28 protein-coding genes are annotated in these 25,754 nt (G+C 41.5%); 13 read left to right on the top strand and 15 right to left on the bottom strand.

Annotated elements, in window-relative coordinates:
• Positions 1 to 6: 6 nt before the first annotated feature.
• The 7 genes from HY987_RS07430 to HY987_RS07400 form a co-directional block, all read right to left on the bottom strand.
• Positions 7 to 948, bottom strand: coding sequence for a CBS domain-containing protein (locus HY987_RS07430; RefSeq protein ID WP_292757154.1), 942 nt, complete (start codon positions 946 to 948; stop codon positions 7 to 9).
• 282 nt (positions 949 to 1,230) lie between these two features.
• Positions 1,231 to 2,040, bottom strand: coding sequence for a CBS domain-containing protein (locus HY987_RS07425; RefSeq protein WP_292757166.1), 810 nt, complete (start codon positions 2,038 to 2,040; stop codon positions 1,231 to 1,233).
• A gap of 10 nt (positions 2,041 to 2,050) precedes the next feature.
• Positions 2,051 to 2,611, bottom strand: coding sequence for a CBS domain-containing protein (locus tag HY987_RS07420; RefSeq protein ID WP_292757153.1), 561 nt, complete (start codon positions 2,609 to 2,611; stop codon positions 2,051 to 2,053).
• 11 nt (positions 2,612 to 2,622) lie between these two features.
• Entirely contained in the window at positions 2,623 to 3,291 is a 669-nt protein-coding gene (locus HY987_RS07415) for a 7-carboxy-7-deazaguanine synthase QueE (RefSeq protein ID WP_292757164.1), read from the bottom strand.
• A 46-nt stretch (positions 3,292 to 3,337) separates the two neighbouring features.
• On the bottom strand, positions 3,338 to 3,814 hold the full coding sequence (locus HY987_RS07410; protein ID WP_292757152.1) for a 6-carboxytetrahydropterin synthase: 477 nt from the start codon (positions 3,812 to 3,814) through the stop codon (positions 3,338 to 3,340).
• Between the two features lie 145 nt (positions 3,815 to 3,959).
• Complete coding sequence (locus HY987_RS07405) at positions 3,960 to 4,532, bottom strand: DUF366 family protein (protein WP_292757151.1); 573 nt, start codon at positions 4,530 to 4,532, stop codon at positions 3,960 to 3,962.
• Between the two features lie 253 nt (positions 4,533 to 4,785).
• Positions 4,786 to 5,169, bottom strand: a complete 384-nt coding sequence (locus HY987_RS07400) for a PPC domain-containing DNA-binding protein (protein WP_292757150.1) — start codon at positions 5,167 to 5,169, stop codon at positions 4,786 to 4,788.
• A 32-nt stretch (positions 5,170 to 5,201) separates the two neighbouring features.
• Between HY987_RS07400 and HY987_RS07395 the strand changes: the two genes are divergently transcribed.
• Entirely contained in the window at positions 5,202 to 6,227 is a 1,026-nt protein-coding gene (locus HY987_RS07395) for a DNA polymerase subunit beta (protein WP_292757149.1), read from the top strand.
• 159 nt (positions 6,228 to 6,386) lie between these two features.
• Positions 6,387 to 7,670 carry a homoserine dehydrogenase gene (locus HY987_RS07390; RefSeq protein ID WP_292757148.1) on the top strand — a complete coding sequence of 428 codons (1,284 nt, stop codon included), beginning with the start codon at positions 6,387 to 6,389 and terminating at the stop codon, positions 7,668 to 7,670.
• Positions 7,671 to 7,952: 282 nt separating this feature from the next.
• Here the strand turns inward: HY987_RS07390 and HY987_RS07385 are convergent, their stop codons facing one another.
• Together HY987_RS07385 and HY987_RS07380 are read right to left on the bottom strand one after the other, a co-directional pair.
• Positions 7,953 to 8,276 (bottom strand): cupin domain-containing protein, encoded by a 324-nt coding sequence (locus tag HY987_RS07385; RefSeq protein ID WP_292757147.1) that lies wholly within the window; start codon positions 8,274 to 8,276, stop codon positions 7,953 to 7,955.
• A gap of 147 nt (positions 8,277 to 8,423) precedes the next feature.
• Positions 8,424 to 8,927, bottom strand: a complete 504-nt coding sequence (locus tag HY987_RS07380; protein ID WP_292757145.1) for a DUF6448 family protein — start codon at positions 8,925 to 8,927, stop codon at positions 8,424 to 8,426.
• Between the two features lie 197 nt (positions 8,928 to 9,124).
• Between HY987_RS07380 and HY987_RS07375 the strand changes: the two genes are divergently transcribed.
• Entirely contained in the window at positions 9,125 to 9,406 is a 282-nt protein-coding gene (locus tag HY987_RS07375; protein ID WP_292757143.1) for a hypothetical protein, read from the top strand.
• Positions 9,407 to 9,517: 111 nt separating this feature from the next.
• Here HY987_RS07375 and HY987_RS07370 read toward each other — a convergent pair whose 3' ends face one another.
• From HY987_RS07370 to HY987_RS07355, 4 genes are all read right to left on the bottom strand, one after another.
• The gene (locus tag HY987_RS07370; RefSeq protein WP_292757141.1) at positions 9,518 to 10,174 is read right to left on the bottom strand and encodes a DUF5612 domain-containing protein; all 657 of its coding nucleotides are present in this window, start codon (positions 10,172 to 10,174) and stop codon (positions 9,518 to 9,520) included.
• Positions 10,175 to 10,290: 116 nt separating this feature from the next.
• Positions 10,291 to 11,106: a DNA-formamidopyrimidine glycosylase family protein gene (locus HY987_RS07365; RefSeq protein ID WP_292757139.1), complete on the bottom strand. Its 816-nt coding sequence runs from the start codon at positions 11,104 to 11,106 to the stop codon at positions 10,291 to 10,293.
• A gap of 181 nt (positions 11,107 to 11,287) precedes the next feature.
• Positions 11,288 to 12,052: a carboxymuconolactone decarboxylase family protein gene (locus HY987_RS07360; RefSeq protein ID WP_292757137.1), complete on the bottom strand. Its 765-nt coding sequence runs from the start codon at positions 12,050 to 12,052 to the stop codon at positions 11,288 to 11,290.
• Positions 12,053 to 12,162: 110 nt separating this feature from the next.
• Positions 12,163 to 12,642 carry a pyridoxamine 5'-phosphate oxidase family protein gene (locus HY987_RS07355; protein WP_292757135.1) on the bottom strand — a complete coding sequence of 160 codons (480 nt, stop codon included), beginning with the start codon at positions 12,640 to 12,642 and terminating at the stop codon, positions 12,163 to 12,165.
• Positions 12,643 to 12,794: 152 nt separating this feature from the next.
• Here HY987_RS07355 and HY987_RS07350 point away from each other — a divergent pair, with 152 nt between their 5' ends.
• The 9 genes from HY987_RS07350 to HY987_RS07310 all read left to right on the top strand — a co-directional run bounded on the left by HY987_RS07350 (position 12,795) and on the right by HY987_RS07310 (position 23,249).
• Positions 12,795 to 14,282: a TrkH family potassium uptake protein gene (locus HY987_RS07350; protein WP_292757133.1), complete on the top strand. Its 1,488-nt coding sequence runs from the start codon at positions 12,795 to 12,797 to the stop codon at positions 14,280 to 14,282.
• Between the two features lie 77 nt (positions 14,283 to 14,359).
• Complete coding sequence (locus HY987_RS07345; protein WP_292757131.1) at positions 14,360 to 14,788, top strand: hypothetical protein; 429 nt, start codon at positions 14,360 to 14,362, stop codon at positions 14,786 to 14,788.
• A 216-nt stretch (positions 14,789 to 15,004) separates the two neighbouring features.
• Positions 15,005 to 15,640, top strand: coding sequence for a TetR/AcrR family transcriptional regulator (locus HY987_RS07340; protein WP_292757129.1), 636 nt, complete (start codon positions 15,005 to 15,007; stop codon positions 15,638 to 15,640).
• Positions 15,641 to 15,678: 38 nt separating this feature from the next.
• The gene (locus tag HY987_RS07335) at positions 15,679 to 16,470 is read left to right on the top strand and encodes a flavodoxin family protein (protein WP_292757127.1); all 792 of its coding nucleotides are present in this window, start codon (positions 15,679 to 15,681) and stop codon (positions 16,468 to 16,470) included.
• A gap of 144 nt (positions 16,471 to 16,614) precedes the next feature.
• The gene (locus HY987_RS07330; protein ID WP_292757125.1) at positions 16,615 to 17,862 is read left to right on the top strand and encodes a polysaccharide pyruvyl transferase family protein; all 1,248 of its coding nucleotides are present in this window, start codon (positions 16,615 to 16,617) and stop codon (positions 17,860 to 17,862) included.
• Complete coding sequence (locus tag HY987_RS07325; RefSeq protein ID WP_292757123.1) at positions 17,859 to 20,780, top strand: AMP-binding protein; 2,922 nt, start codon at positions 17,859 to 17,861, stop codon at positions 20,778 to 20,780. The genes HY987_RS07330 and HY987_RS07325 overlap by 4 nt, the downstream gene beginning before the upstream one ends.
• Positions 20,707 to 21,411, top strand: coding sequence for a hypothetical protein (locus HY987_RS07320; protein WP_292757121.1), 705 nt, complete (start codon positions 20,707 to 20,709; stop codon positions 21,409 to 21,411). The genes HY987_RS07325 and HY987_RS07320 overlap by 74 nt, the downstream gene beginning before the upstream one ends.
• Positions 21,412 to 21,479: 68 nt before the next feature.
• The gene (locus HY987_RS07315; protein WP_292757120.1) at positions 21,480 to 22,763 is read left to right on the top strand and encodes a GMC family oxidoreductase N-terminal domain-containing protein; all 1,284 of its coding nucleotides are present in this window, start codon (positions 21,480 to 21,482) and stop codon (positions 22,761 to 22,763) included.
• Between the two features lie 45 nt (positions 22,764 to 22,808).
• Positions 22,809 to 23,249, top strand: coding sequence for an SRPBCC domain-containing protein (locus HY987_RS07310; protein WP_292757118.1), 441 nt, complete (start codon positions 22,809 to 22,811; stop codon positions 23,247 to 23,249).
• Between the two features lie 116 nt (positions 23,250 to 23,365).
• On the opposite strand, the gene HY987_RS07305 is transcribed toward HY987_RS07310, so the two are convergent.
• Positions 23,366 to 23,776 carry a PepSY domain-containing protein gene (locus HY987_RS07305; RefSeq protein ID WP_292757116.1) on the bottom strand — a complete coding sequence of 137 codons (411 nt, stop codon included), beginning with the start codon at positions 23,774 to 23,776 and terminating at the stop codon, positions 23,366 to 23,368.
• A 676-nt stretch (positions 23,777 to 24,452) separates the two neighbouring features.
• Here HY987_RS07305 and HY987_RS07300 point away from each other — a divergent pair.
• Complete coding sequence (locus HY987_RS07300; protein ID WP_292757114.1) at positions 24,453 to 25,310, top strand: MBL fold metallo-hydrolase; 858 nt, start codon at positions 24,453 to 24,455, stop codon at positions 25,308 to 25,310.
• 162 nt (positions 25,311 to 25,472) lie between these two features.
• Here the strand turns inward: HY987_RS07300 and HY987_RS07295 are convergent, their stop codons facing one another.
• The gene (locus tag HY987_RS07295) at positions 25,473 to 25,748 is read right to left on the bottom strand and encodes an energy-converting hydrogenase B subunit P (RefSeq protein ID WP_292757112.1); all 276 of its coding nucleotides are present in this window, start codon (positions 25,746 to 25,748) and stop codon (positions 25,473 to 25,475) included.
• Positions 25,749 to 25,754 lie beyond the last annotated feature (6 nt).

Raw genomic sequence — 25,754 nt, 5'->3', positions numbered from 1 at the left:
ACCGTGTTAAGAACTCACGGCTCTTAATATGTCACTTTCAGTTATTATTCCCCGTAGTTCTCCATTTTGCACTACAGGAAGTCCACCTATGCCTTTTTCTTCCATGAGGTCGCAGACATCTCCCAGATGGGCGGTGGCATTGGCTGAGATTACCTCAGATTCCATGATCTCGGTGATGGTGGTGTTGAGGATCGCCTCGGCACTGTTGGTTATCATGTGTTCAAAGGCACTGTTTTTACCTAAAAATTCCAGGATATCAGTGGCTGTAACAATCCCCACGATCTTATCATCCTCAGGGTGGGGTGTCTTCCGCTCTTCACCTACTACTGGGATCCTGCGGAGTTTGTTGCGGACCATTATCTTTGATGCCCCTTCAATACGGGTTCCAGGGGTAGTGGTGATTACATTATTGTGCATGTAGTCTTCCACCTTCTCGTCGGTAAGTACTCCTGCCATTAAGAGTACAAAGTCTCTTTCAGATACGATCCCTGCTATTTTATGGTTGCTGTCCACTATAGGGAGGGCTCCGACTCCTTTAGTTGTCATTTTGGTTACAGCATCGGTTATGGAGTCTCTGGTGTTGATGGTTTCCACGCTACGGGTCATGATCATCTTCACCGGTTCGTTTATGGCTGCAGGGAAGTTGTCCTGATGTTTTTCTTCCAGGATCTTGTACTTGTCCCCACCTCCTAAAAAGTCCAGAATGTCCATGGAGGTAACTATTCCCAGAAGCTTTTCACTCCCGGGATCAGTTATGGGGAGTCGTCTGAACTTGTTTTTTACCATTATTTCAGCCGCTTCTTTTATGCTGGCGGTTTGAGGTGCGGTTACCACCTTTTTAGTTGCTATGCTCATCACGTCTCCCTCATGCTGGGATTCGTGGGTTTCAAATTCCAATGAACCACGGTCCATTGATTTCACCAGGTTTATGGTTTGTCTTTTTCTCATCTATACACCTCTAATATTAGAGATAACATTGAATCCATCTTTAAGCCTTTAATTTAGACCTAAAGATAACCTTGAATTCAGATATAACCTTGAATAAATCCTTAAAGGTAACCTTTAATTCATCCTTAGATTTAACCTTGAATAAAGCCTTGAATTCATATTTATAGATAGAACTACTCATTTTACTGATAGAAATAATCCAGAATTTATTTAGAATAATAAAATTTCTTAAAAATAGTTTAGCACCCATTTTAGGGGATTTTACAAGTAATGGTCGGGACATCATCTGATATAGGACCATAAAATATCTTCCCTTGAAACTATACCAACTAGATCGGCTTCTTTAGCTCTTCGGGGTTCTCTTTTAACATATACTGGATTTTCAACCACGGGTATTCTCCCAATATCATACTCCAGTATTATTTCCCCAGCCGCACTGGTTGGGGTTTGGGGGGTTGCCACCACCGGGGGTGTTTTCATAACCTTCTCCACCCTAATGGATCCCTGCATTTCAGAATCAGATTCAAAACCCATCCTCACGTGGCGGGATCGGATGATGTCCATCCTGGTGATGATCCCTATAATCTTACCCGTCTTCATCACTGGAAGTCCGGAATATCCAGATTCGTCCATTCGTTTCCAGACATGGGAGATGAGGTCATTGTAATTACAGGTAACCACATTGGAAGTGGCAATGCCTTCCAGGGTTTCATGGTCGGGTTTTAGTCCGTTGTAGAGAAATTTTCTTAAAATATCAGCCACAGTTACTATTCCCACCAGGTGCATGTTATCTGGTGACTCCACAACTGGAGCGTAGACTGTGCCTGCTTTCATGATCTCCCTGGCCAGGTGGATTAAATCCATATCTGGAGTGGCGATCACTCGGGGTTTTTCCATTATTCCCCGGGCATCAATATTTGATTTAGTGGAGGATATGTTCATCATATCTCCACGGGTTACGGCACCTTGTAAGCGGTTCTCGGATACTACAGGGATGGTTCGGAATCCTTCTTCACGGAAAATGGACCTTACCTTGGTGGCATGTGTATCCACAGATACGGTGACAGGATCCGGGGTCATTACTTTTTCCACCGGGCTCAAACTATTCACCTTCTAGATCTTCTTTACATTCCTCACAAACGTACTTTCCATCCACTTCATCCAGGTAATCCAGGTAATTTCCACATACTTCACAGGTTCCAGGTACTGATTTTTCATTGTCAGAGTATTCAATCAGATTGGCCATTTTGGCGGTTTCCACCAGTATTTCAGTGAGTTCTGGTGAAACTGTCATCACATCAGTGGAGGTTAATATACCAACAAGAACTCCGTTATTCACCACTGGCAGTCTTCTTATCTTGTTTTTAGCCATGGTTCTTGCTGCTTCGTTGAGTTCGCTCCCAGGATCGATTTTTATCAGGTCTTGGGTCATGACCTCGGCCACCGTTATCTGGCTGGCCTGGATGTCCATAGATACAACCTTGGTTATAATGTCACTTTCAGTAATCAGTCCTTCTGGTTCTGAATTACTTTTGATAATGAGGCTTCCAATGCCCTTTTGGCTCATTATGGCCGCAGCTTGGGCAATGCTGGTTTCAGGGTCTACAGTTATCACACTTGATGTCATGGCGTCGTGCACAGTCACTTGGGTATCCATTTCCATCTATATACCTCCTATCTTAGGTTAAGAAGCTTATGAACCTGGGGTATGGTTAACACGTCGAGATATTCTCCTGCTTTTTCGGAAATTTCCAGTAGTTTGTGAGTTTTCCCAGCCCAAAGTTCCAGGGGACTGACCGGCTGAACAACCAGAGGTATTTTACCAGTATCCTGGATTTCATCCCTTATTCTGGCTGCTATACAGGCCACTGCGTCCGTTGTTGTGGAGGGCTGTACTACTAACTTACAGTAACTATTTATCCCCTTTTTTATTAATAGCTTTATGGATTTTATCTCCTGATCCAAGAGATCATCCCAGTTGGAAACTGCTTCATGTTCCGGGAGTTTCACATCTATGGAAACATAGTCCACTAATTCTGTTAATTTAGCCAGTTCTCCTGGTAGGGATCCATTGGTTTCCAGTAGAGCGGGTAAAGGATATTTTTCCAGGAAATCTTTAATAAAATCAGCGTGTATTAATGGTTCTCCCCCTGTGAATGAAACCGAATGAAAATCTGGAGTTATGAGTTCATTAATTTTATCATACAATGTGTCTATGTCAAATTCATCCCCATAACCCGGATCACGACTTAAAGGCGTGTCACAGTAGTTGCAGTCAAGGTTACAACCAGTGAACCTTACAAAGACTTGTCTGCGACCTATAAGTTTTCCTTCACCCTGTATGCTTGAAAAAATCTCTGAAACTCGTGTTTTGATTTTGAATCCCCCATTACTCTACGGTTTTGGTGGAATAAGCACCCTGACCGATTCCTTCATTCACGCATATTTCCACGCTTTTGATGTCTCCTTCATCCTGGAGTGCCTGGAATAGTTTATCAGCCAGGTACTCTGCCAGGTCCTCGGCAGATGTTGAGGGTAGTGGCAGGAGACAGCAGTCTTCTCTGGGGATTTTGTACTCTTTAGTTCCTATGGAGAACTCCACCGGGTCTTTACTTTTAAAAACAAGTTCTTTACTTTCTTCTGGTATGAGGAGCTTGTGATCCAGTTCCTTGCACATTTTTCTTACCAGTCCCTTGACTGTTTTAAAGTCAGCCACGAATCCAAACTGACCGCCACGTTCTCCTTCCACAATGACATCCACGTGATAAGAGTGGCCGTGTATTCCTCCGCAGAATTCATGGCAGGGGATCATGTGGGCTGATGCGAATCTCAAGTTAGCGTGTATTCCATTGATAACTATTTTCATTTTAAAAAACCTTCTAATTATTTAAAACATATTTTAATGAATTTAATTTATTTATTTTCTTTTATGAGGGTTTGATAGTGATTTTTTCGCTATTAAGATTTATGATATAATATGAGTGTGATGTATGAAATTATTAGTGAATCCTTTAAAACACCCTGGTTTTGGAAATATCCTGCTCTATATCGTTAATCTCCCTTACATAGATTTTAGATATTTTTTCTGCCATTTCAGGAATATCTTCACGGGCCAGGCTGGGTGTGCACTCGGTTAAACCTGTGGTTTTCACATCTAGGGGTGTTCCCTGGCAGGTGAGGTTCATGGCGAAGTGGATTTTCATGCTGCTCACCGAACAGGATGCAATGGATACGCTGAGCTTGCCCCGGGCAACGTAAAGATCATCACCCTTGCGGAGAGTTTTAATACCCATTTCTTCCAGTATATCCTTGACGATCATCACCAGAATCCTTTGCCGGTGATAGCAGAGTCTCATGTCTGCCGGTTGCACATCGAAGTGTTCGATTATGAAGTGAACCATCTCTGCCGATTTTATCTCTAACCCCACATCTTCATAATCAATTAACTCATAGGAGTGGATATTCATAGGACCGATCCAGGTCACGATACTGGAACCCTTTATTCCCAACTCTTGGAATGCCCACATTGGCTTTATTTGACTTCCATCATACAAAATACCTGGTTCGAGTGTTTTTTGTTTCATGATAATCCTGGCCTTTTTATTGGGTACTTTCTTTGAGTATGATTATATAATTGGATCTGATCATTTATGAGTCTGCCCAATTGATATTTTGAGTCTGCCCCAATTTGAAACTTTTCTGGAAAAACTTTTCTGGAATATTCCATGAGAAAAATTTTAATAGTATTCCCAAATTATTTTCAGTTCACTCTGAATTTCAATTTATTCTGAATTTCATTTACTCTAAAAAATTCATAGTACTACTGGTATTCAAGTACTACTGGGGGAAAATTTCAAGTTCACGGTAACCAGTTTCAGGGTCGTTTACTCGCTTGAAAACCATATCTGGACATGAAATACAAATTTCAACCGTGGTGTGCACTGGACAGCCCCTCATCAGGTGTCCTCCCCTGACATTACCCTGGCTATCAGCCACTGCCAGGTGCAGGTGAACCCCGTTGGTGGCTATGGTCCCGGTTGCAGAAACGATCTCCAATGGCCCATTAATAGTCTTTTTATTCCCATCAGCCATCCTTAAAACTGCTTCATCCAGACTACCCACCAAACACAGAATTACACCTGATTTTAACCCTTTATTGTCCCTTATTTCTTCCAGGGACTTTTTGAGGTCCTGGCCTGGCACCAATCTTTTTACTATCATATTTAATAATATGCCCTGCATTAAATTAATTCATGCGAGCCCGAGTCCGAGACTTTATCTACACCAAGGATGATCTTTTCTTGGCCACCACCACTTACCTGCATCCCCATGATAGAATACAATCGTTTCTGCGTTACATTCCGGATCCAGAGGGGGAACGATCCCTTAATGGCTCCCGGTACACTAAAGTAGACTCCCAGCAGGCTTATAATTTTTTAAATGAATATTATCCGGATTATCTTTTTGACTGCGGAGTTACACAGGTTAAAATGATGGGCGCACCCATTAAAAGAGTGGAAAAAATACTAAGCCCAGTTGATCGGCTTAAAGAGATAATGGGGCAGTCTTCACCCAACGAACTTCTTTCAAAAGTGATTAAAGTGGCAGAGACCTTCCGGGAAGAGGCTGGGATCACTCAAAGCCACCTGGGAATCTCCGGATCCATATTACCAAATTTATACGACCCCCTGGTTTCAGATATTGACTTCGTGGTTTACGGTCTTAAAAACCATCGAAAGGCAATGGAAACCTTTGAGTCAATGAAAAATGATGCTAACAGTCCCTTGAAAGCTATTGAGGATGGTTACTGGACTAAGCTCTACGCAAAGAGGATCAAGGATTCTACCTTAAGTTACGATGAGTTCCGTTGGTACGAGGATCGTAAAAATAACAGAGGGGTGGTGGACGGGACCCTCTTCGACATTCTGGCTACCAGGGAATGGGATGAAATCACCGGAACCTTTGGTGATGAAACTTACCAACCCTGTGGAACCATTGCAATCGAGGCAACGGTTTCTGATGCTCTGGCTGCCTTTGACAACCCGGCAGTTTACCAGGTGGAAGACGTTAAAATACTGGACGGTCCTGATGTCTATTTAAAAGAGGTGGCATCCTACACTCACACCTATTCGGGTCAGGCCAGGGAAGGTGAACGGATAGTTGCCCGGGGAAAACTTGAAAAAGTTATGGGTGAAAAAACCTACTATCGTCTCATTGTAGGGACAACCAGAGAATCTTTGGGCGAGTACGTTAAATTAAAGGATTTGAAAATAGATTAAATCTCGGATTTGAAAATAGATCAATTCAGTAGAATCTATTCATCAGTTATTATATTAAAAACGAGTTTAACCGATTATTTACTTAAACTAAACAATTGTCATATTAAACTACTCGTAGACATAAAAACAGGTATAAAAAAGAATTTCGGAATGATTTAAATGGATGAAACAGTAAATATTGGACTTATTGGTTTTGGGACCATTGGAAGCGGTGTAGTAGCGACTTTAAACCAAAACATCCAATTATTAGAGCGTAAAGTTAATAAAAAGGTTAACCTCAAACGAATAGTGGACCTGGACATAACCACCGACCGTGGTGTGGAAGTCAACCAAGAAATACTCTCCACCGATGTGGATGATATCCTGGAAGATGAGGAGATCGACATTGTTATTGAACTGGTTGGTGGCTACCAACCAGCACTGAATTTCATTTTAAGAGCCATGGAAAATGGTAAACACGTGGTAACCGCTAACAAAGCGCTTTTAGCGAAGCACTGGCAGGAAATTACGGACAGCGCCCATAAAAATGGTGTTCGGATCTCTTTTGAGGCCAGTGTCGGTGGAGGTATTCCACTACTCGTACCCCTCAATGATGGATTGGCTGCTAATAATATAGAAACCATTTACGGGATCATCAACGGAACTGCTAATTACATACTCACTAAAATGGATGCAGAAGGCCTTGATTTTGACACAGTTTTAAAAGAGGCCCAGGAGATGGGTTACGCTGAAGCAGATCCCACTTTTGATATTGAAGGACATGATACTGCTCAGAAGCTCATAATACTTAGTATATTGGGCTTTGGAATTTACGTTGAACAGGAGAAGTTCCATGTGGAGGGTATAACCAGGATCACTCCTGATGATATCCGTTTTGCCCGGGAAGAACTGGAAAGTGTCATTAAACTACTGGCCATAGCCCAGATAGCAGATGGCGAACTGGAAATAAGGGTGCATCCCACTCTGGTCCCTGAAACCCATTTATTGGCATTGGTTAATGATGTATTTAATGCGGTGTACCTGGTGGGTGATGTGGTGGGTCCTGTGCTCATGTACGGAGCAGGTGCCGGTATGATGCCCACTGCCAGTGCTGTGGTGGCAGATTGTATTGACATAATGCAGGATATGGGAAGACCGGTGGTTTATGGGCCAAAGGAAACCCGGGTGGAAAAAGTTAAGGATATTTCCGATGTCGAGTCCAAATATTACTTGAGAATAACTGCACTGGATGAACCCGGAGTCTTACACTCCATATCCGGTATTCTGAGTGAACTGGATATAAGTATTGAATCAGTGAGTCAGAAAAAAGCAGATGAAGGGGAGGCCGTGCCAATCTTCATGGTAACCCACCACGCCCTGGAGAAGAATGTGCAGGAAGCACTGCAACTCATTGAAGAAATGGACTTCGTGAAGGAAGAAACTGTTCTTATCCGGTTACTTTAGATACTTAAATTAAACATCTAAGATCGGCGAATAAAAGAATAAAAAATGATTTGAATAAAGAATGATTAGAATAAAAATGATTCTATTATTTATTCGATAATTTAACCCTTATACCCTGAGTATAAGGGGATTTTTTAATTTTTATAGTTTTGTTTTTAATTTAAATGTTTTTAATTGGGTTTTGTATTTAGTGGGATGGCATATGACTTTTTAAGATAGCGTAAAATTAATGAAAGTAAAAAAAAATGTGATTTAAGAACTGTGATTTAAGAACTGAATATATCATGACCGGATCATGGTCAGGATCATTTTGTATTGTTCCAGGGCGTGGAGGGCGTGTGGTTCGCCCGCAGGCATGATGATCATATCCCCCCTCTGGAGAGTGTTCTTTTTACCAGAAATGGTTATTTCTGCCTTCCCATCAATTATCTGAACCATAGCATCAAAGGGTGCGGTGTGTTCACTTAATCCCTCCCCCTTATCAAAAGCGAATATGGTGACAGTTCCGGTTTCTTTGCGGATTATCTCCCGACTTACAACTGCCCCTTCCTGATAATCAAGCAAATCTTCTACATTAATAACCACAGATTTTAGTTCATCATTCATTTTACATCCACCTTACCTATTTTTCAGTGAAATAAATTTTTAAACCTATAATATTTTGACCTATAATAATTGAATAGATTTAAACCTTTGAATAGATTTAAACCTTTAATTTAGAGTTCCAGATATGAATTTTAACTTTTTCCGATTTTAACCTTCTTCCATGAATTCGATTAACTGTTGCATGTAACCGAAGAAGTTTAAAAGTGAATCTATGTAATCCCGGGCATCATCCACATCATTTATATCATAATCTTTTTTGGATAGAACATCGTCAAATCGGACCCAAACATCTTCTTTGATGGAGTTCATGATGAAATTCATGAGATCGTTAATGTTCTCAGTTCTAACCGCCTGTTCCGCCATGTTAATAACTGGTTCTTCATTGATCTGGGAGGGTTTCAGTCCCGTGTAAGCCTTCCCCCTGCCTTTTAAGTATAATCTGACTGCTGTTTCAAAGAACCAGTAATCGGCAAGTTCAGCTGCATCTCCAGAAAGCTCTCTTACCGTGGTTGTTCTTTCAAAGGCATCTTTCAGCTCATCCTCATATTTTTCCCGGATAAATGGAAGCACATAATTAATGTTTTCCATCTCCAGAGCTTCTTCAGCCGCTTTAACCACCAGCCCATCCATACCATCACAGTGAAGTGTCATTTCATCTCACCCCTCGGATATTTTCATCATCTGGAATTTTAGTTTAGATTAAATGTTTGGCAAAGAGATATTTGTGCAGATTAATATTTGTTGGCAAATAGTATTAAATGATTCCAATTCCATCCTGGAATAATTCTATGCGAGTAATTAATAAAGATATAAATCCTTTTAGGAACAGTATTATAAGTGGTGATACCATGGACAAAAAAACTGAGGAACTCCTTAAAAAATGTGAAAATGTGGAAGATACCAGTATTATGGGCACCTGCAAAGGCCTGTTGAAAATGATGGCCGAAAAAGATGTGATTGTTGAGGACAAAGAGGGACAAACCTATCTGGATATGGCTGAAACCCTCAAACCCAATGATGTGTCACAAGTTCTGCAGTTAGCTCTGAAAATTAGGGAAAGTGGGGATATTACTGACGTTGACCTTAAAAACGAAGCAAGTAGACTCATTAGAGCAATAGAAATGAGTTAAGTATCACTGAAAAAGTTTAAACCAGAAATAAGTTTAAATTCAGCAAGTTAATATTTTTCAAATTTATTTTAAAGATCTCGTGGTGAGGTCTTTAAACCACCTTTTTTTAGTTTAAAATCTTTTCTGACCAAGTTTTTTAATATCAAATATAGCAGTGTCTGCCACTGCCATCACTGCCATCACTCCAGCCTGGATTGGGTCGGTTACCACCAGATCCGCCTTTTCAGTTACACTGCCCGGCATGTTGAGGCTGATTACTATGACTTCGTGGTCTTTTTTTATCTCATCTATGGCCTCGGTGATCTTCCCTCCCATGAGGGAACCGGCAAGTACCAGTGCACCGACCCTGGGGAGTCTTCCCACCGCAGATACTGCCTCAGATAGGTCTTCTTCACCCACCAGAGGGATGGTGTCCACACTGATGTGTTCTCCTCTGATGTTGTGACGGTCGGCCTCGGTGATGGCACCTTGGGCCACCATGGCCACCTGTGCCCCGCCACCAATAATGATGATTCTCTTACCATAAACATCCTGAAGTGTGGGGCATTCTTCAACACTTCGCACTGCTTCAACCTTTCTAATATTCTCTATTAACTTATCCACATTCTTAACTGCCTCTAACTCCAAATATAATGAGGCATGGTCTTTATCTTCGACAAAGAGGTGGGTGTAGGTTATGTTAATTCCACATATGGCAGTTAATTCTGTGATGTCCCGCAGAACTCCTGGCTGGTTAACAGCCCTGATATTTATGGCAATTTCATCCATTACTGGTTATCTCCTGAAATATATGTATCCTGTAATATGTATCTCCTGAAAATTTCTATTTCTTAATTTAACCTACTTTCTAAATTAAACTATCGATTATGGTATTAAGTGACAATTTACAACTCCTGACAGTTGGGACAGATATATGAAGATGTGCTTCCGGTTTTAATCTTTTCAATGGTGTTACCGCACTCAGGACAGGGCTCACCCTCCTTGTACGCCACCAGGAAGTAATCACGATCAAATCCATTGTTCTGGCCATAGAAATCTTTTTCATAGGCCAATCCACCTATTTCTGTGGCATTTTTAAGGTTTTCCCGAATTATACCGTGGAGTTTGTCCACTTTACACGTTTCCAGAGTATTTGCTACCTTTTGAGGGTGTATTTTTGCCCTGAAGAGAATATCATGGATGTATACGTTCCCTATACCTCCGATTTTTTTCTGGTTCAGGATGAGGTTCTTAATCTGGGAGCGTGCCCCGCAGAGTTTTCTGAAGTGTTCTGTGGTGAATTCTGCGTCCAGAGGTGAAATTGCAATATCCTTGGTGGCCTTGTGTTGAGCTAATTCCTCATCCTGCAGGAGTTCTGCGCGCCCAATCCACCAGAATTTACAGGAAAAGGTTGATCCATCGGTGAACTGGAAAAGGCACTGATATTCCTCGGGATGTTCACGGCCGGGTTCATGATAGAGTACATCAGCACCCATGCCCAGATTCAAAAGCAGATGGTAATCATCAGATAGCTGGATGAAAATCCATTTACCTTTATTGTAAACCTTAAATACATTTTTACCACTTATTTTCTGGATAAACTCATCTACCGGTAGGTTTAAAGATTTTTCCTGGCGAAGTTCGCCCTTATGGAACTCCTTGGATTGGAGTTCCCTGTCCATCTGTCCTGCCAGTATTATCAGTTCTGGTAACTCTGCCATTATCAACACATCCCCAGTCAAGCAACACATCCATTCAACAGTTAGCCCTTTAATTAGTACAATTATGAGAGAGCGATTAATTCCCATTTGTAGTTATATTCTTAATTAGAAAATTACCATACTTATTATAATAATTATACCATATGTTATTAATTAAAGTACAATAAAAAAAATTCATGTATTAAATGTCGTTAAATACTTCTTTGGCCGTATTTATACCATTTATAGCCGCTGGAAATCCAGCATAAACTACCATGAGTATGATGGTTTCAATTATCTCATCTTTAGTTAAACCCACCTTTAAACCTGCCCTGATATGGAAGGCCAGTTGTGGTTGTGCTGTGCCCATACAGGTGAGGGCGGCGATGGTGGCAATTTGCCTCAATTTAGGGCCTAAATTCTTTCTACTGTAGATATCCCCGTATCCAAACCCTACTACAAATTCCATGAGATCAGGGGCTATGTCCTGGAAGGTCTCTTCTAGGAGTTGAACCTGGTTTGGATCCAGTTTACCCAGCCATTCTACCCCACGGATGAAACGATCCCCCTCCTGTTTTTCGGGTACTGGCTGGAAGTCAATCTTTTTCGCCTGTAGAACTTCCCTCAGAGTGTTGATCCCGTTGATGGCACTGGGAAACCCACTGTATGATGACATCTGGAGTATAACCTCCACCAGTTCTTCTGTAGAAACACCCACATTCAGTGCTCCGTGGATGTGCACCTTCAGCTGCGGGGCGGCGTTTCCCATGGCAGTTAATCCCGCCACCACTGCAATTTCCTTCTCTTTCAGGGTGGTTCCATTTCGGGAGTAGACATCTCCAAAGGAGAATTCAATAATGTACCTGGCCAAATCTGGTGCTATGTCTTTTAAACTTTCAACCACTGCTTCTCCAGCTTCACCATCAATTTCCTTCAGTTTTTCCCAGCCACAATTATACCGTTCCACTGTTATCCCACTCCTTAAATTATTTATATGTACACTTTAACTCCAAATTTAAATTAAAACTTTAAAAAACCCATCCTTAATCTTAATCAGCCCCCCTCCCCCCCCCCAATTTAATATCCTGATTTTTTGCCAGTGATTTCTTCTACTTCCACTTTTATCACCAGAACTTTGCTCAGGGCTTCATCAGAGTATTCAAATGATTTTTCAGCAGATTCATCTGATTTTTTAGAATATTTGGCTATTATTATATCCAGGGCTTCCTTTTTCTCCTGGATATCATTGATTATATGAGCATGACCAGAACCAATTACACTCAAATATTTCATTCCCCAGTCACATGGATTTTCAGATTTTACAATTTGAGTTTCAATGTCCATCTGGAAACAAATGTTGTTGTTTTCCTTTAAAATATCGATCTTACGCCCGCCAGTTGCAGAGTGAAGATATAACGTGTTTTCACTGTAACCAAAGTTCATGGGCACCAGGTAAGGTTTTTCACCATCACATAAAGCTATCCGGCATATTTGAGATTGGTTTAATATTTCCATGAGGAGTTCCGGATCTTTGATCTGTTTATCACTTCTTCTCATGTCTTTTCCTCCTTTCTATGTAAATGAATGATGAGTTGATGTGTTGAAAGTCTAATTATCGATAGGTTAATTTCTTCATTCAACACACAAAGATTATATGTTAGTCTGATCTACCACTAACGGTTATAATAATTTTATAGGGTGGAGGGATTATGCAACAGATTCACCGTTTGAGTAGAAGAGAAGTTAAGACTATACTGCACCATACCGGGAATGTGTGCATACTCCTGGCAGCCGCCATGTTGATCCCCATCATAATCACATTTATTTATAACGAACCGAAATATATAGCTCCTTTTCTCTATTCTGCCATCATCAGTGCGGTTATTGGTTTTCTTCTGGTGAAGCTGTTTAAAATTGAAATTAAAATGACACTTAAAAGTGCCATGATCTTTTCCACCATAATATGGCTCATTGCAGGTGCACTAGGTTCTTTGCCCTATTATCTTTCAGGAGAGTTATCTTATCTTAATTCCTATTTTGAAGCCATGTCTGGATTCACAACCACTGGATTCAGCATGTATTCCAATGTTGATGCCGTTTCCTATACCATGAACTTCTGGCGGGCTTTCACACAGTGGATTGGCGGTCTTGGTATAATATTCCTTCTTCTGGCCCTTTTAAGATCCACTGGTGTTGATGTTATGCGCCTCTACCTGGCCGAAGGCAGGGAAGAAAGACTTGTACCCAGTATTAAACATTCCACCAGGATCATTGTTTATATGTACCTCCTCTTTACTTTAATTGCCATAGCACTCTATTTAGTAGCAGGAATGCCTGTTTTCGACTCTATTTTTCATGCATTCACCACCCTATCCACTGGAGGGTTTGGAATGCATAATAGCAGTCTCTTATTCTATAACAGTGTCTGGATAGAGATTGCAGCCATGATCATAATGATGATCGGTGCCACCAACTACGCCCTACACTACACCATTCTTAAAGGGAACTGGAGGGAATACTTTAAAGATATCGAGACAAAAGTGGCTTTCAGTCTTATAATAGTTTCCACAGTCCTGGTAACCTTTATGCTCTTTAACAATCAGGTCTATGGGAATGACTTACTGCTTAATTTAAGGTTCAGTCTGTTCCAGATGGTTTCAGCCATCACCACCACCGGCCTGCAAACCGCTTTCTATCCCGATATACTCACCAAATGGATTGGTCTGGGTACATTCCTCATGACCATAATCATGATCATTGGTGCCGGTTCCCTGTCTACCGGTGGAGGTATTAAGTGGCTCCGAGTGGGCATACTGCTCAAAGGAATATCCTGGCAGGTTAAATCATTCATATTACCAGGTAAAGCTGTTATGGCTAAAAAGTTACACCATGTAACTGAATTACAGATAACCGATGATGTTATACGATTAACAGGAGCATTTCTATCCACCTACCTGCTGGTGTACATTGTAAGTGTGATTATAGTCCTGATTTATTATCCTGATATTTCCAGGGTCATATTTGAGGTGGCATCTGCCCTGAGTAATGTGGGGCTTTCCAGCGGAATTATGACTCCGGATTCCCCCGCACTGGTTAAAATAGTGTTCATAATCGATTTCTGGATGGGGAGACTGGAAATTTGGCCAGTTTTACTCCTGATAGCCATCACTATTAATAATGTGCTTAGGAGAAGGTAACTACTACTTTTTTTTTGTTCAAAAATAAAAGAAGTTTACTGACAATTAGAAGTTACCGATAATTAGGAGGAATTTATATGGGACATGAACAGGTAGAGCTTAAAGTTGATGATGATTTTTATATTTTGGTGGATGAAGGAATAGAGGATATTATAAAAAACTTCTTTCACTGGGAAATTGAAACCTGCAATTCATGTATTGACTATAAAGGGTCAGTGTGGATTGAATTTTGCGAATATAAAGATTGGGAGCAATTTTTACAGCTATCCCTCCGTAATAAAATCATGACAACCGGGAAAGCCCCTGAAAAAGAAACATTATGGGATTTCCTTCAGGAAAAGTCCAGGGTAAATCTGGTTTTTGATGAAGAATTAATAGACGACCCTAACAACGAAGAAGGAACAGTTGGAACCGGGGTTCTCATAATATGTGTTGGTTTAAAATTCCCTAAAGAATTAATGGATGAATTTAGAGAATTATTCTTTGAAGTTTTCCCACCGGAATAATCTTATTTCTTTTTTAAAAATAAAAAAAGGAATATATTCTGGCAAATTAGAAATGCACTGTATAAAACTTGTTCTTTTAAGTTCTAAGAAGGATTACCATTTTTATTTCTCACATTTTTTTCCAGACCATACTTACGAACGAACGTTAGTTTTATATATTATGGGATGGAACCCATATCCATGAGACTAACGAACGTTAGTTAAGGGGAACATCATATGGAAGATCAAAAATCAAAAGACAACATCAAACCAACCAAAGAGAGAATATTTAACGTATCACTTGAATTATTCTCCCAAAAGGGATTCAATGCCGTTTCCGTGCGTGAAATAGCACGAGAAGTGGGAATACGGGAAAGTTCAATTTACAATCATTACAAAAACAAAGAGGCAATCCTGGACGCCATAATTGACTACTTTAAAGCAGAACTCACCCAGAGTGGCCTGCCAGAAGAAGAAACCACCAAGTTAATGGACCAGGGTCCTGAGGTGTATTTTCAGGTAGGGTCTCGGGTGTATATAGAACAAATTAACACCCCCCAGATGGAAAAAATCTGGCGATTGGTTTCAATCGAAACCTACCACAACCAGAAAATAAGGGAATTCTTCAAAAAAGAATTATTGGAAGAGCCCATAACTGGTTGGGAGAATGTTTTCAGGATGATGATGGAAAAAAAGATGATTAAACCATTCAACCCCAGAACACTGGCCTATGAATACTTTTCATTTGCCCTATTTCTGTTCTTTGAATACTACGTCCTGAAATACGATGAAGACTTTGATTCATTCATGGATATGGCCCTGGAAAGGATGGGTAAACATACAGATTTCCTTCTGGAAGCCATCAAAATTTGAAGACTTGAAACGGGAAATAAGGAAGATAAAGTGAGAATATGAAAATTTTAACCATTATTGGAAGCCCCCGAAAGAAGGGTAACAGTTACCAGGCGGCTCGAAACCTGGAAGCTAAGATGAAAAGGAAAGGAACTTATGAATTCGAATACCTGTTCCTTAAAGATGCTCACTTAGATGCCTGTAAAGGCTGTTTCAACTGCGTGTCCCGGGGAATTGAGTTCTGCCCCTTAAAAGATGATCGGCAGATGATCCAGGATAAGATGGACCAAGCAGACGGCCTGATTATAGTCTCCCCGGTGTACGTTATGACGGTATCCGCCCTCCTGAAGAACTTCATTGACCGGGTGGCATATCTATGCCACCGTCCAGAATACCACAGTAAGAATGCCCTTGTCCTCTGCACCACTGGAGGGATAGGAGTTAAAGAAACCCTGAATTACATGGAAATGATAACCAAAGCATGGGGATACAATGTAGCGGGTAAATGTGGTCTGGTAACTGCACCATGGCCGGCAACTGCTGGTTTGAATAAGAAAAACACCAGTAAACTAGAAAAATCAGCCCAACAATTTGACCAATCCTTGAAATCCATGGAAAAAGAAAAAACAAGGAAAATCAAGGTTGGCTTTAAAGATTACATGGGCTTTCGAATCTTTCAAAGCATATCCTCCGATGTCAAGGAGTACATGCCTGCAGATTACCAGTTCTACCAGGGCAAGGAATATTATCAGCCAGCCCAGATAGGCATCCTCACCAGGATGTTAACCGGGATAATGTTAAAAGTGGTCTTTTTCATGATGCGGGATATGGGTCCTGGTGATGAGAAATAAGGCATGTAAAACGATTTTCACAACCATATCATAAAAAACATGGGCATTAATAGGAATTCCTTAATTAAAATCCTTTAAAGAATAATGTAATAGAACCGAATGTATTTCAAGAAACCGATATGTATTTCAAGAATTTGATCATATATGAGCCAAAAAAATGATTCCCCCCAGAAGGTGCTTCTGGTGGGGTACAATGGTGCCAACAACACCGGATCCGAAGCCCGACTCCTCTCCATTATCAAGGATGTGAAGAGTTTACTGGGACCCCACACCCAAATTACAGTCCCCACGTTGAATGAGGAGAACCTGCGCCGTTATCTGGACGAAGATGAACACTTGCACATTGCCCCCATCCCCTCTATCTTCTTTCTGGCCATTGACAGGCTGGTTGCTGAACACGACCTGGTTTTACTGGTGGAGGGAAGCTGTTACATGGACACCTGGACCTCTGCACTTCTCTGGGCGTTCCTGTGGGCCACTAACAGTGCTCATCGACATAATAAACCATGCCTGGCTTATGCAGTGGATGCTGGCGAGTTATCCTCCCTGAACAGGTGGCTGGTTAAAAGAGAGGCCAGTAAAACTGATCTCATCATCACCAGAACCAAACACGCCATGGAAAGATTACAAAAAATTGGGGTGACTGCACCCATAACCTCCACTGCTGATTGTGCATTCACCTTCCAGGAAGACCCGGAAGATGAAAATTTTTTAGGAAAATTATGGCCCGAATCCGTGAAAGGTGTTGTTGGTCTAGCTGTGGTGGATTTTTCACTTTGGCCTGTGGTTATCAGACCATGTGGGCATGAAAAAGACCTTTATAAGTGGCCTTATTATTTCTCCCGTTCCAATGAAAGGAAAAAAACAAGAGAAAAACTTATTGAAGGATGGACTCGTACTGCGAATCATATAATTGAAAAACAGGGCAAGAATGTGGCCCTCATCTGTATGGAGGAACTGGACCAACCACTGGCCATGGACATCCGTGATAATATGAAAAATAAAGATAAATGCAGGGTAATTTCCTCTGGAGAATTCAATGCATCCCAGATGACGTCCATGCTTTGTGAGCTGGATTTACTGGTCACTTCCCGTTACCATTCTGCGGTTCTATCCCTTAGAGCAGGGGTTCCCCAAATAGCAGTTGGTCATGATCCACGGCTCACCTCATTTTACCAGGATCTTGGTCTTTACCAAGAGTACTTTATATGCCACGATGCCCCTACTTTATGGGAAGATCTGAGGGTAACTGTTGATTTGCTTTTAGCAACTCCTAACTTGCAAAAAGATCACTTGGAGAGTGGATTGCAGGAACAGTTAAGTCTATCCCAAAAGAACATGGTTCTACTTCAGGAGTTCCTGGGGATTAAAGGGAAGGGGGAAATGAAATGAACAATAATCTTAATGAGAATGGTGAAGAGAAAATGCCGAGCACTGTTCTAATAACCGGAGCAAACGGCTTCCTGGGAACTCAAATCACCCGTCAGTTAATCAAAAGAGATGACCTGAAAATCATAGCCCTGGTACGTGCTGAAAGTAAAGAACAGGCATTAAAACGTTTGGAACGGGCGTGGTATGACTGGGAAGAACTCACTGCCTCACTGAATCACCAGGTGAAGGTAGTTCCAGGCGATATAACCCTGGAAAATCTGGGACTGGATGAAGATGATTATCAGGAACTCGCATCAAGCATTAACCACATCATCCACACGGTAGCCGACCTAGGACTCCATACCCCCCTGGAAGAACTTCGAAAGACCAACCTGGAGGGAACCTGCAAACTCCTGGAACTGGCACACCATGCTAAGGATGAATTCAAAGGGTTTTCACATATTTCAACTGCATACATTGCAGGTAAGCAAAAAGGGATTATATTGGAGGATGAATTAACCGACCAGTATGGTTTCTGGAGTAACTATGAAAAGAGCAAATATGAAGCTGAAATAGCTGTTAGAAAATCAGGTTTACCATTTACCATTTTCCGTCCGGGAATGGTGGTGGGAGATTCAAAGACAGGGGAAATTAAAACCTTCAACACAGTATACGCCTTACTAAAACTTTATCTCACTGGAAGAATACGCCTCATCCCCACCAGCCCTTCCTTAACCCTTAACATGGTTCCAGTGGATTATGTGGCCTGTGCTGTGGCTGATTTAACCTTCAGTCCTAAAGTGGAAGGGAAGACATTCCATCTCACCACACCCACATCCCAGCTTCCCACTATCAGGGAGCTTCTGGACTTGGTGCAAAAATGGGCCCGGAAAGAGCTTGGTGTTAACTTACCCAGCCCCATATTCCTACCCATATCATCATTGATCCAGAAAGTATCATCTCCTCATCGTCTGAAGCATTCCTCTGGACTTTTAAATACACTGTTCACACTGGCCCCTTACCTGGATGAGAAAAGGGTCTTCAGCCAGGAAAATATTCAAAAATATTTAGACACAAATATTCCCCACTGGGAAAATTATCTGCCAGTTATCCTTAACTATGCTGTTTACAGGGGCTTTTTCCACCGTTCAGAGCGCACAGTTCATGAACAAGTCTTGTTCCGCCTTAAAAGTAAGAGTTATCCTGTGAGTTGTTACGATATAGTTGATGGTCATATTAAAGAAAAACACCCCGCGTCCTTGAGAGAAGATATTCAAAATGCAGCTGGTGCCCTTAAAGAGATGGGCATCCACCAGGGGGACCGGGTGGCCCTGGTTGGTTTAAACAGCAGCCGTTATCTGACCTTGGAAGTTGCAATAGGCCTTTTAGGTGCTGTCAGCGTGCCTTTATATTATACCAGTCCCCCCATGGAGATAAATAATGTTTTAAAAGCCAGTGGGGCTAAGATCCTTTTCATTGGAACACCCCACCTTATGAAGCGCCTGGACGAACTACATGAACCCCCTGATGAAACTCCAAATAAAAAACCGGATGGAATCCCAGATAAACCCCATAATAAAGATCAGGATGAAAATTTAAATGAATCTAAAAACTCTTATAAACCCCTAGAGATGGTTTCTTTCTGTAGAGAATCTCAAAAAATCCCAGATAATGTTTTATCCTGGTCTAGATTTTTGGAAAAATGGAACCCCAATCATGAGAGAGGGTTAAGTTTAAACCAGGCCCCAGTTAGCTTCAGTGATCTGGCTACCATCCGTTACACCTCTGGCACCACTGGAAAGCCCAAGGGAGTTACTTTCAACCATGGGAATCTGCGGTGGATGGCAGAAAGCATGGCCTCTCTTCCCTCATGGAAGGATCGCAATCGTGAAGTCAGATATCTGTCATTCTTACCTATGAACCATGTGGTGGAAGGAATCCTGGGGACCTATTCACCTTACTATGCACCGGCACCCCTGAAGATCCATTTTCTGGAAGATTTCAATCACCTGGCCTCTGCCCTACCCCAGGTAAGGCCCACCATCTTCTTCTCAGTACCCCGTTTCTACGAAAAACTATGGTCCAATCTGAAAAACACGTCTTTAGGAGGCCATTACATACACTTAAAAGAAGGAACATTGAAAAAGATTCTAAAACCATTGGTGCGCAGGTCTTTCCTAAATAAGGCTGGTCTTGACCGCTGCGCCCAGCTCATTGTGGGTTCGGCTACTTCCAGTCAGCAGCTTACCTATGATTACCATGAACTGGAAATAGAAGTCCACAATGCCTACGGACTAACCGAAGCACCCCTGGTGACCTTAAACCGTAGGGGGGTAAACCGAATAGGAACCGTTGGCGAAGCTCTCCCTGAAACCAGTATAAAAATAGCTGAAGATAATGAAATAATGATTAAGGGACCTCAAGTAACACCGGGTTACTTTGAAACAGATTTAGATCCTCCTATTAAAGATGGTTGGCTTAAAACTGGTGATATGGGTTATTTAACCCCCGAAGGGAGTCTGGTGATTACCGGGAGGAAGAAGGAGCTTATGATCAACTCTTATGGTAAGAGTATAGACCCTCTCCGGATTGAAGCACTTCTACGGGATGCTCCCGGAACTTGTGAAGTAATGCTGGTGGGTGAAGGCAAACCATACCTGGGAGGCCTCTTCTGGGTGGAGGAAAATTACAATCCCCATGATATATCCAAAACCATTCAAGAGATCAATCAGGGCCTTTCACGTCCGGAACAGGTGAAGAGATGGGTTATACTTTCCAACGACCTTTCCATTGATGGTGGGGATCTCACCGCCAATATGAAGCTGAAAAGAGAGATCATCACCCGGCGTTACCAGGATGTGATAGATGCGCTTTACCAGGGTACTTCTCACCCCCTTATCCTACACATTGACCAGCTGGAGGCAGATAATGGGACTTAAACTACGAATATTATCCTTATGGACTCCAGAATGGTTCCAAAGAAGAGGTTTGGATGAACTGGCCCGTCAAACTACCCATGGTCTGGAAAAACTTTTAGATGATTATTCTGACAATGATTCAAAATCAGATATCCCCCTTCCCCATGTGAACATGGTTTTAAAGGGAAATCTGGATGAAAGAAGAAAAATAATGGCTATTACCCACAATAAACTGGTTAAATCCTTGATAAACACCATGGGCTATGATGAAGCCATTAAAAAAGGTCGTGAAGCTATGTTCAGGGAAGGTTTATCCTTAGGGAGTAAATTTAAGGGAATTTTGGGAGTGGGGAACAGTTTGGAGGACCTTTTCACTGCGGCCCTGATTTTATATAATGTGCTGGGAATAAAATTTAGTATTAAAGCAGTTGAAGATGGTAAAAATAAAATAACCATGGTTGTCAGTCACTGCGCCCTGGCAGAATATTACACCCCAAACACTTGCCACGTTCTGAGTGCGGCTGATGAGGGCGTGGTGCAGGGTTTAAACCCTAATATACAGATCAAATTTATAGAAAGAATAACGGAAGGGTGTTCGGAGTGTTTAGCACCTATTAAAGGGAGTGTAGAACCAAATATTTTGGTGGAATAATAGATGTTGAGAAGATATCAGATGTTTAATTTAACAGATTCACGTGGAATTAATGTAGGGGGTAGATTATGAGAGCCATTGTAGTTGGTAGTGGTGCGGGAGGGGCTACCGCGGCCCGTGAATTACAATCGAGGGGTTTTGAAGTGGTGGTGCTGGAGGCAGGTCCTCCTTTCAAGCCGTTCACACGACGGATATCCTGGGCTGAACCCCTGCGTCGTTTTGGACTCCTGGGAGGGGAGAGTACCTTTAAACATTTATTCCCACCAATGGACATACAGCGCTCATCCCAGGAACTGGTCCTGGTACGGGGCCTTTCAACTGGTGGTTCAACTGTTCTTGCGTGTGGAAATCTGGTAAGGGCTGATCGGGGTTTAAAAGAGATTGGTTTAGATTTAACCCCAGAATATGATGAACTGGAGGGCGAATTAAAGCCCACTGCCATTCCACAGGAAAACTGGAGGCCTGTAACGAATGAAATGTTCCGTTCAGCACGGGATATGGGTTTAAACCCCCAACCCACACCCAAAGTGGTTGACACCTCCAAATGTAACAATTGTGGCCTCTGTGAATTGGGATGTGTACGTGGAGCGCGATGGGATTCACGGAAATTCCTCACAGAAGCCATAAGAAAAGGTGCAGTTCTCAAGAGCAGGTCTCCAGTAGAAAGGGTCATCACCGAAAATGGGAGGGTAAGTGGAGTTATAACTCACGATAATAAGAAATACAATGCGGATGTGGTGGTTCTGGCCGCTGGAGGTATTGGAAGCCCCCAGATACTCAAAAATTCCGGTTTAAAAGCCGAGGATCACCTATGGGTGGACATCGTTTTAACCCTGGGAGGTGTTCTCCCTGGTGCCCGTCAACTGGAGGAGCCACCCATGGCCTGGTACACCCAGCATGAAGATTATATTCTATCTCCCTACCCTGATATTCTCTCCCATTACTTTCACAAACCCTGGAGAAAGGTTCCAATCCAGGATAGGGTTGGATTAATGGTTAAACTGGCAGATACTGAAGAAGGTGCTGTTTATGCTGATGGGAAGGTTGACAAACCCCTGACTGCCCATGATCAGGAGAGATTAGATCTGGCTATCAACCAGGCACAGGAAGTAATGGAAGGTGCAGGAGTTTCTGGCCCATTTGTCAGGGGCGTTCCCAATGGAGGCCACCTTGGTGGAACAGTACCCCTTAAGAAGGAGGATGTACCTAATATGAGACCATCCTGGCTTCCTGAAGGGTTGTGGGTGGCTGATCTTTCACTGTCTCCCCGTTCTCAGGGACTTCCCACCATACTACTTACCGCTGCACTGTCTTTGAGGGTGTCACGAAAGATCCTGGAAACTATGGAATAAAAACTGATGGAATAATTTTTATGACATAATTAAGAGAATAATGTTATGAAAGAGATTTATACCGAAATCGAGATAAATGCTCCGGCCAGCAAAGTGTGGAGCATATTAAATGATTTTGAGAAATTTCCAACATGGAATCCCTTTATGAAAAAGATTTCAGGAAATCTTCAGGAAGGGTCAGATCTCAAAGCTTTTATACAACCTCCTAATTCCAGTGGAATGACAATTAAGCCAAAGATTCTTGAATACCATGCAGGAAAAGAATTAAGATGGTTAGGGAGATTATGGATCCCTAAACTGTTTGATGGTGAACACAGTTGGATCACTGAGGAAATAAATGAAAATAAAACTTTGTTCATTCAAAAAGAAAGATTTAGTGGATTGTTTGTTCCATTTGGATCCACCTTGCTAAAAAATACCAAAGCGGGTTTTGAAATGATGAACCGTGCTTTAAAAGAAGAGGCGGAGAAAAAAATAATCAATTAGATCCTAATTTTCCATGATCCTAATTTTCCATATTGAATTGGAGATTTTAATAGAATTTAAGGAGTAAATAGAAAGTTAAGAGTAAATAGAAAGGTGAATATCCATAGGACCTCCATTTAAGGAGAAGACCCGTAGGATACACCACCAGCACCACCCATATTCTCCCCTGTAAGGGCGTTTATGGTTATTTCTCCCACACTGGTTCCGTTTATTACCACTGGCACAATGTAAACCATTTCACCGTCTTCTTCATCCCATTTTGGTATCCCTGGCGTGGCTCCTGGTTCTTTTATGAATTTTTCTGCTATCTCCTGAGCTTCTGCTGGAGATATGATATTTCTAATATTTTTAGTTTTATTGGACGAATTAGTTGTATTATTTGTATCCATGGCAGCTAACTCTTCTTTTTTCAATTGTTTCGAATCATCTTCCGGAATTCCAGAAGCAACAAGTGCCAGTGCCACCACAGTTACCACAGTTAACATTACACCCACCAGCACCATTACCCTGATTAATTTTTCATTCATTGATCCTGCCTCCTTAATGGTGCCATCCCATCACCAGTTAGATTGTCTGTTACAGACATGTTGATGTGGGAAAACAGTGCCAAACTCGTAAAAGTTAACACTAAGAATATGATTTTTTCATTAATAATACCGCCTCCGTGTCCCTAACATCCTGATTTGGGATATTGGACGTTATTTGGACAACAATTGATCGGCCCCCATACTATATAAATATTTTGATGGAATTTCCCCAAAAAAATCTATCCTAAGGTTCTTTTTTCAATTTAAAGGATTCATTAAGGGTTTTGAAAAGACATGTTAGAATAAGCGTTATTGGTTTCTTTTTTAGACTAATCAGACATTATTAAGAATTATTTATAAAAAATATAGCTATTTAGGACGATGATGCTATTGATCCCTTGCTTCAAATCAGTATGTGAAGGGACTGTGCAATTGAATACCATAAATAACAGCTTATTCCCCTAAAAAAGCAGTATTATGAACAATTTTATCTTATATTGACAGTAATGAACCTATTATTGTTCAAATAAAGTTTTCACTAAAATTGAGAGTAATGAATAACAGACATTGCACCTGTTATTAAAAGGTTTTTATACCCGCGAATTTGATTAATTGGTATTAAACTTGAATCATCTATCCATAATCTATAAAACCAGATGAAACACAATTTTTATTTATGCAAATCACAGAACACATTCACGCTATTAAAATTCCGTTCCAGGTTAAGACCAACTCTGGAATTCTGGAACGCTTTGTCTATTCCTATCTGATATACGGAGATGACGTTTGTTTGATAGATAGCGGAGTTAGCTCTTCAGAAAAGGTAATCTTCGATTATCTTGAAAAAACAGGACATGCACCTGATGATATCTCCTTAATGATTTTAACCCACTCTCATCCAGACCATATTGGTTCTGCCAAGTCCATTCAAAGAATTTCTGGCTGTGAGATAGCAGCTCATTGTGGTGAGAAATCCTGGATTGAAGATGTAGATCTACAATTCAAGGAACGACCAGTCCCCAATTTCCATTCCCTGGTAGAGGGATCAGTTCAGGTGGACATTGTTCTAGAGGCGGGGGAGGTTGTTGATTTAGGTGGAAATATTCAATTAGAAGTTATACACACCCCTGGTCATTCTGCAGGTTCAATATCCCTCCACATCCCCCCGGAAAGGGTTCTAATTACAGGGGATGCGGTGCCACTCCCTGGAGATCTGCCTATCTATGGTGATTTTGCCAAATCCGTCATGTCCATTGAAAGATTGAAGGCAGTTAAAGGTTTGGAAGTGTTGTTAGCCTCCTGGGATGAGCCCCAAAAAGGTGATGATATTCATCAACGGATGGATGAAGCTTTGGATTATCTTCAACATATTCAGGAAGTTGTTGAAAAACTTGCCCCTGTAAATTCGCCCGCTGATTCAATGGAATTCTGCAGGATAGTTTTAAAAGAGTTAGGTTTGCCAGAACCTGCTGCCAATCCCATAGTTGCCAGATCTTTCCAGGCTAATCTAAAAGATTTGGGAGAGAAAGATTAAATGAATTGCAAAGTAAATTACAGGCGAATTTCAGTGGAAGTTAAACAAAATTTAGAATTAATAATAAATCTGAATAATAATAAATCTAAATCGAATAGAAAAAGAGAATAATTAGATAATAAAGGGCAGTGAGATAATAAAGGGCAGTGCAGAATTTAGGGATTACTCTGCCTTTATTCCTTTTTCTGCTTTTAATTTGTCCAGTCGGGCCTTGGCCTTACGGAAGTTACTCAGGTAGTTGTCTTTTTCAGTGAGGGGAGTGATTTCCAGTCCCAGCTGGCGTTGTTCCTCGATCCATTCCTCATGGAATACGGGAACCTCCAACTTTATAGGCTCCTCTGTGGGGTTTACCACAATCACGTTCCGGTAGGGAAAATCCGTTTCCACAATATAACCCCCTAGACTGATGATATGCTGGGGTCTTATCACAATTTTCATTTAATC

Source organism: Methanobacterium sp. (genome assembly GCF_016217785.1).
Taxonomy (GTDB): Archaea; Methanobacteriota; Methanobacteria; order Methanobacteriales; family Methanobacteriaceae; genus Methanobacterium.
Note: the sequence above shows the minus strand (reverse complement) of the source record. Positions and strands in the feature narration are given on the sequence as shown.

What these genes read in the sequence shown, in the direction of transcription:
- HY987_RS07430 (WP_292757154.1), bottom strand. Translation starts at nt 948, where the DNA reads ATGAGAAAAAGACAAACCATAAACCTGGTGAAATCAATGGACCGTGGT.
- HY987_RS07320 (WP_292757121.1), top strand. Translation starts at nt 20,707, where the DNA reads ATGCGCTTTACCAGGGTACTTCTCACCCCCTTATCCTACACATTGACC.
- HY987_RS07310 (WP_292757118.1), top strand. Translation starts at nt 22,809, where the DNA reads ATGAAAGAGATTTATACCGAAATCGAGATAAATGCTCCGGCCAGCAAA.
- HY987_RS07375 (WP_292757143.1), top strand. Translation starts at nt 9,125, where the DNA reads ATGGACAAAAAAACTGAGGAACTCCTTAAAAAATGTGAAAATGTGGAA.
- HY987_RS07305 (WP_292757116.1), bottom strand. Translation starts at nt 23,776, where the DNA reads ATGAATGAAAAATTAATCAGGGTAATGGTGCTGGTGGGTGTAATGTTA.
- HY987_RS07420 (WP_292757153.1), bottom strand. Translation starts at nt 2,611, where the DNA reads ATGGAAATGGATACCCAAGTGACTGTGCACGACGCCATGACATCAAGT.
- HY987_RS07385 (WP_292757147.1), bottom strand. Translation starts at nt 8,276, where the DNA reads ATGAATGATGAACTAAAATCTGTGGTTATTAATGTAGAAGATTTGCTT.
- HY987_RS07410 (WP_292757152.1), bottom strand. Translation starts at nt 3,814, where the DNA reads ATGAAAATAGTTATCAATGGAATACACGCTAACTTGAGATTCGCATCA.
- HY987_RS07330 (WP_292757125.1), top strand. Translation starts at nt 16,615, where the DNA reads ATGAGCCAAAAAAATGATTCCCCCCAGAAGGTGCTTCTGGTGGGGTAC.
- HY987_RS07370 (WP_292757141.1), bottom strand. Translation starts at nt 10,174, where the DNA reads ATGGATGAAATTGCCATAAATATCAGGGCTGTTAACCAGCCAGGAGTT.
- HY987_RS07345 (WP_292757131.1), top strand. Translation starts at nt 14,360, where the DNA reads ATGGGACATGAACAGGTAGAGCTTAAAGTTGATGATGATTTTTATATT.
- HY987_RS07315 (WP_292757120.1), top strand. Translation starts at nt 21,480, where the DNA reads ATGAGAGCCATTGTAGTTGGTAGTGGTGCGGGAGGGGCTACCGCGGCC.
- HY987_RS07335 (WP_292757127.1), top strand. Translation starts at nt 15,679, where the DNA reads ATGAAAATTTTAACCATTATTGGAAGCCCCCGAAAGAAGGGTAACAGT.
- HY987_RS07380 (WP_292757145.1), bottom strand. Translation starts at nt 8,927, where the DNA reads ATGACACTTCACTGTGATGGTATGGATGGGCTGGTGGTTAAAGCGGCT.
- HY987_RS07355 (WP_292757135.1), bottom strand. Translation starts at nt 12,642, where the DNA reads ATGAGAAGAAGTGATAAACAGATCAAAGATCCGGAACTCCTCATGGAA.
- HY987_RS07300 (WP_292757114.1), top strand. Translation starts at nt 24,453, where the DNA reads ATGCAAATCACAGAACACATTCACGCTATTAAAATTCCGTTCCAGGTT.
- HY987_RS07350 (WP_292757133.1), top strand. Translation starts at nt 12,795, where the DNA reads ATGCAACAGATTCACCGTTTGAGTAGAAGAGAAGTTAAGACTATACTG.
- HY987_RS07395 (WP_292757149.1), top strand. Translation starts at nt 5,202, where the DNA reads ATGCGAGCCCGAGTCCGAGACTTTATCTACACCAAGGATGATCTTTTC.
- HY987_RS07405 (WP_292757151.1), bottom strand. Translation starts at nt 4,532, where the DNA reads ATGAAACAAAAAACACTCGAACCAGGTATTTTGTATGATGGAAGTCAA.
- HY987_RS07390 (WP_292757148.1), top strand. Translation starts at nt 6,387, where the DNA reads ATGGATGAAACAGTAAATATTGGACTTATTGGTTTTGGGACCATTGGA.
- HY987_RS07365 (WP_292757139.1), bottom strand. Translation starts at nt 11,106, where the DNA reads ATGGCAGAGTTACCAGAACTGATAATACTGGCAGGACAGATGGACAGG.
- HY987_RS07400 (WP_292757150.1), bottom strand. Translation starts at nt 5,169, where the DNA reads ATGATAGTAAAAAGATTGGTGCCAGGCCAGGACCTCAAAAAGTCCCTG.
- HY987_RS07340 (WP_292757129.1), top strand. Translation starts at nt 15,005, where the DNA reads ATGGAAGATCAAAAATCAAAAGACAACATCAAACCAACCAAAGAGAGA.
- HY987_RS07325 (WP_292757123.1), top strand. Translation starts at nt 17,859, where the DNA reads ATGAACAATAATCTTAATGAGAATGGTGAAGAGAAAATGCCGAGCACT.
- HY987_RS07295 (WP_292757112.1), bottom strand. Translation starts at nt 25,748, where the DNA reads ATGAAAATTGTGATAAGACCCCAGCATATCATCAGTCTAGGGGGTTAT.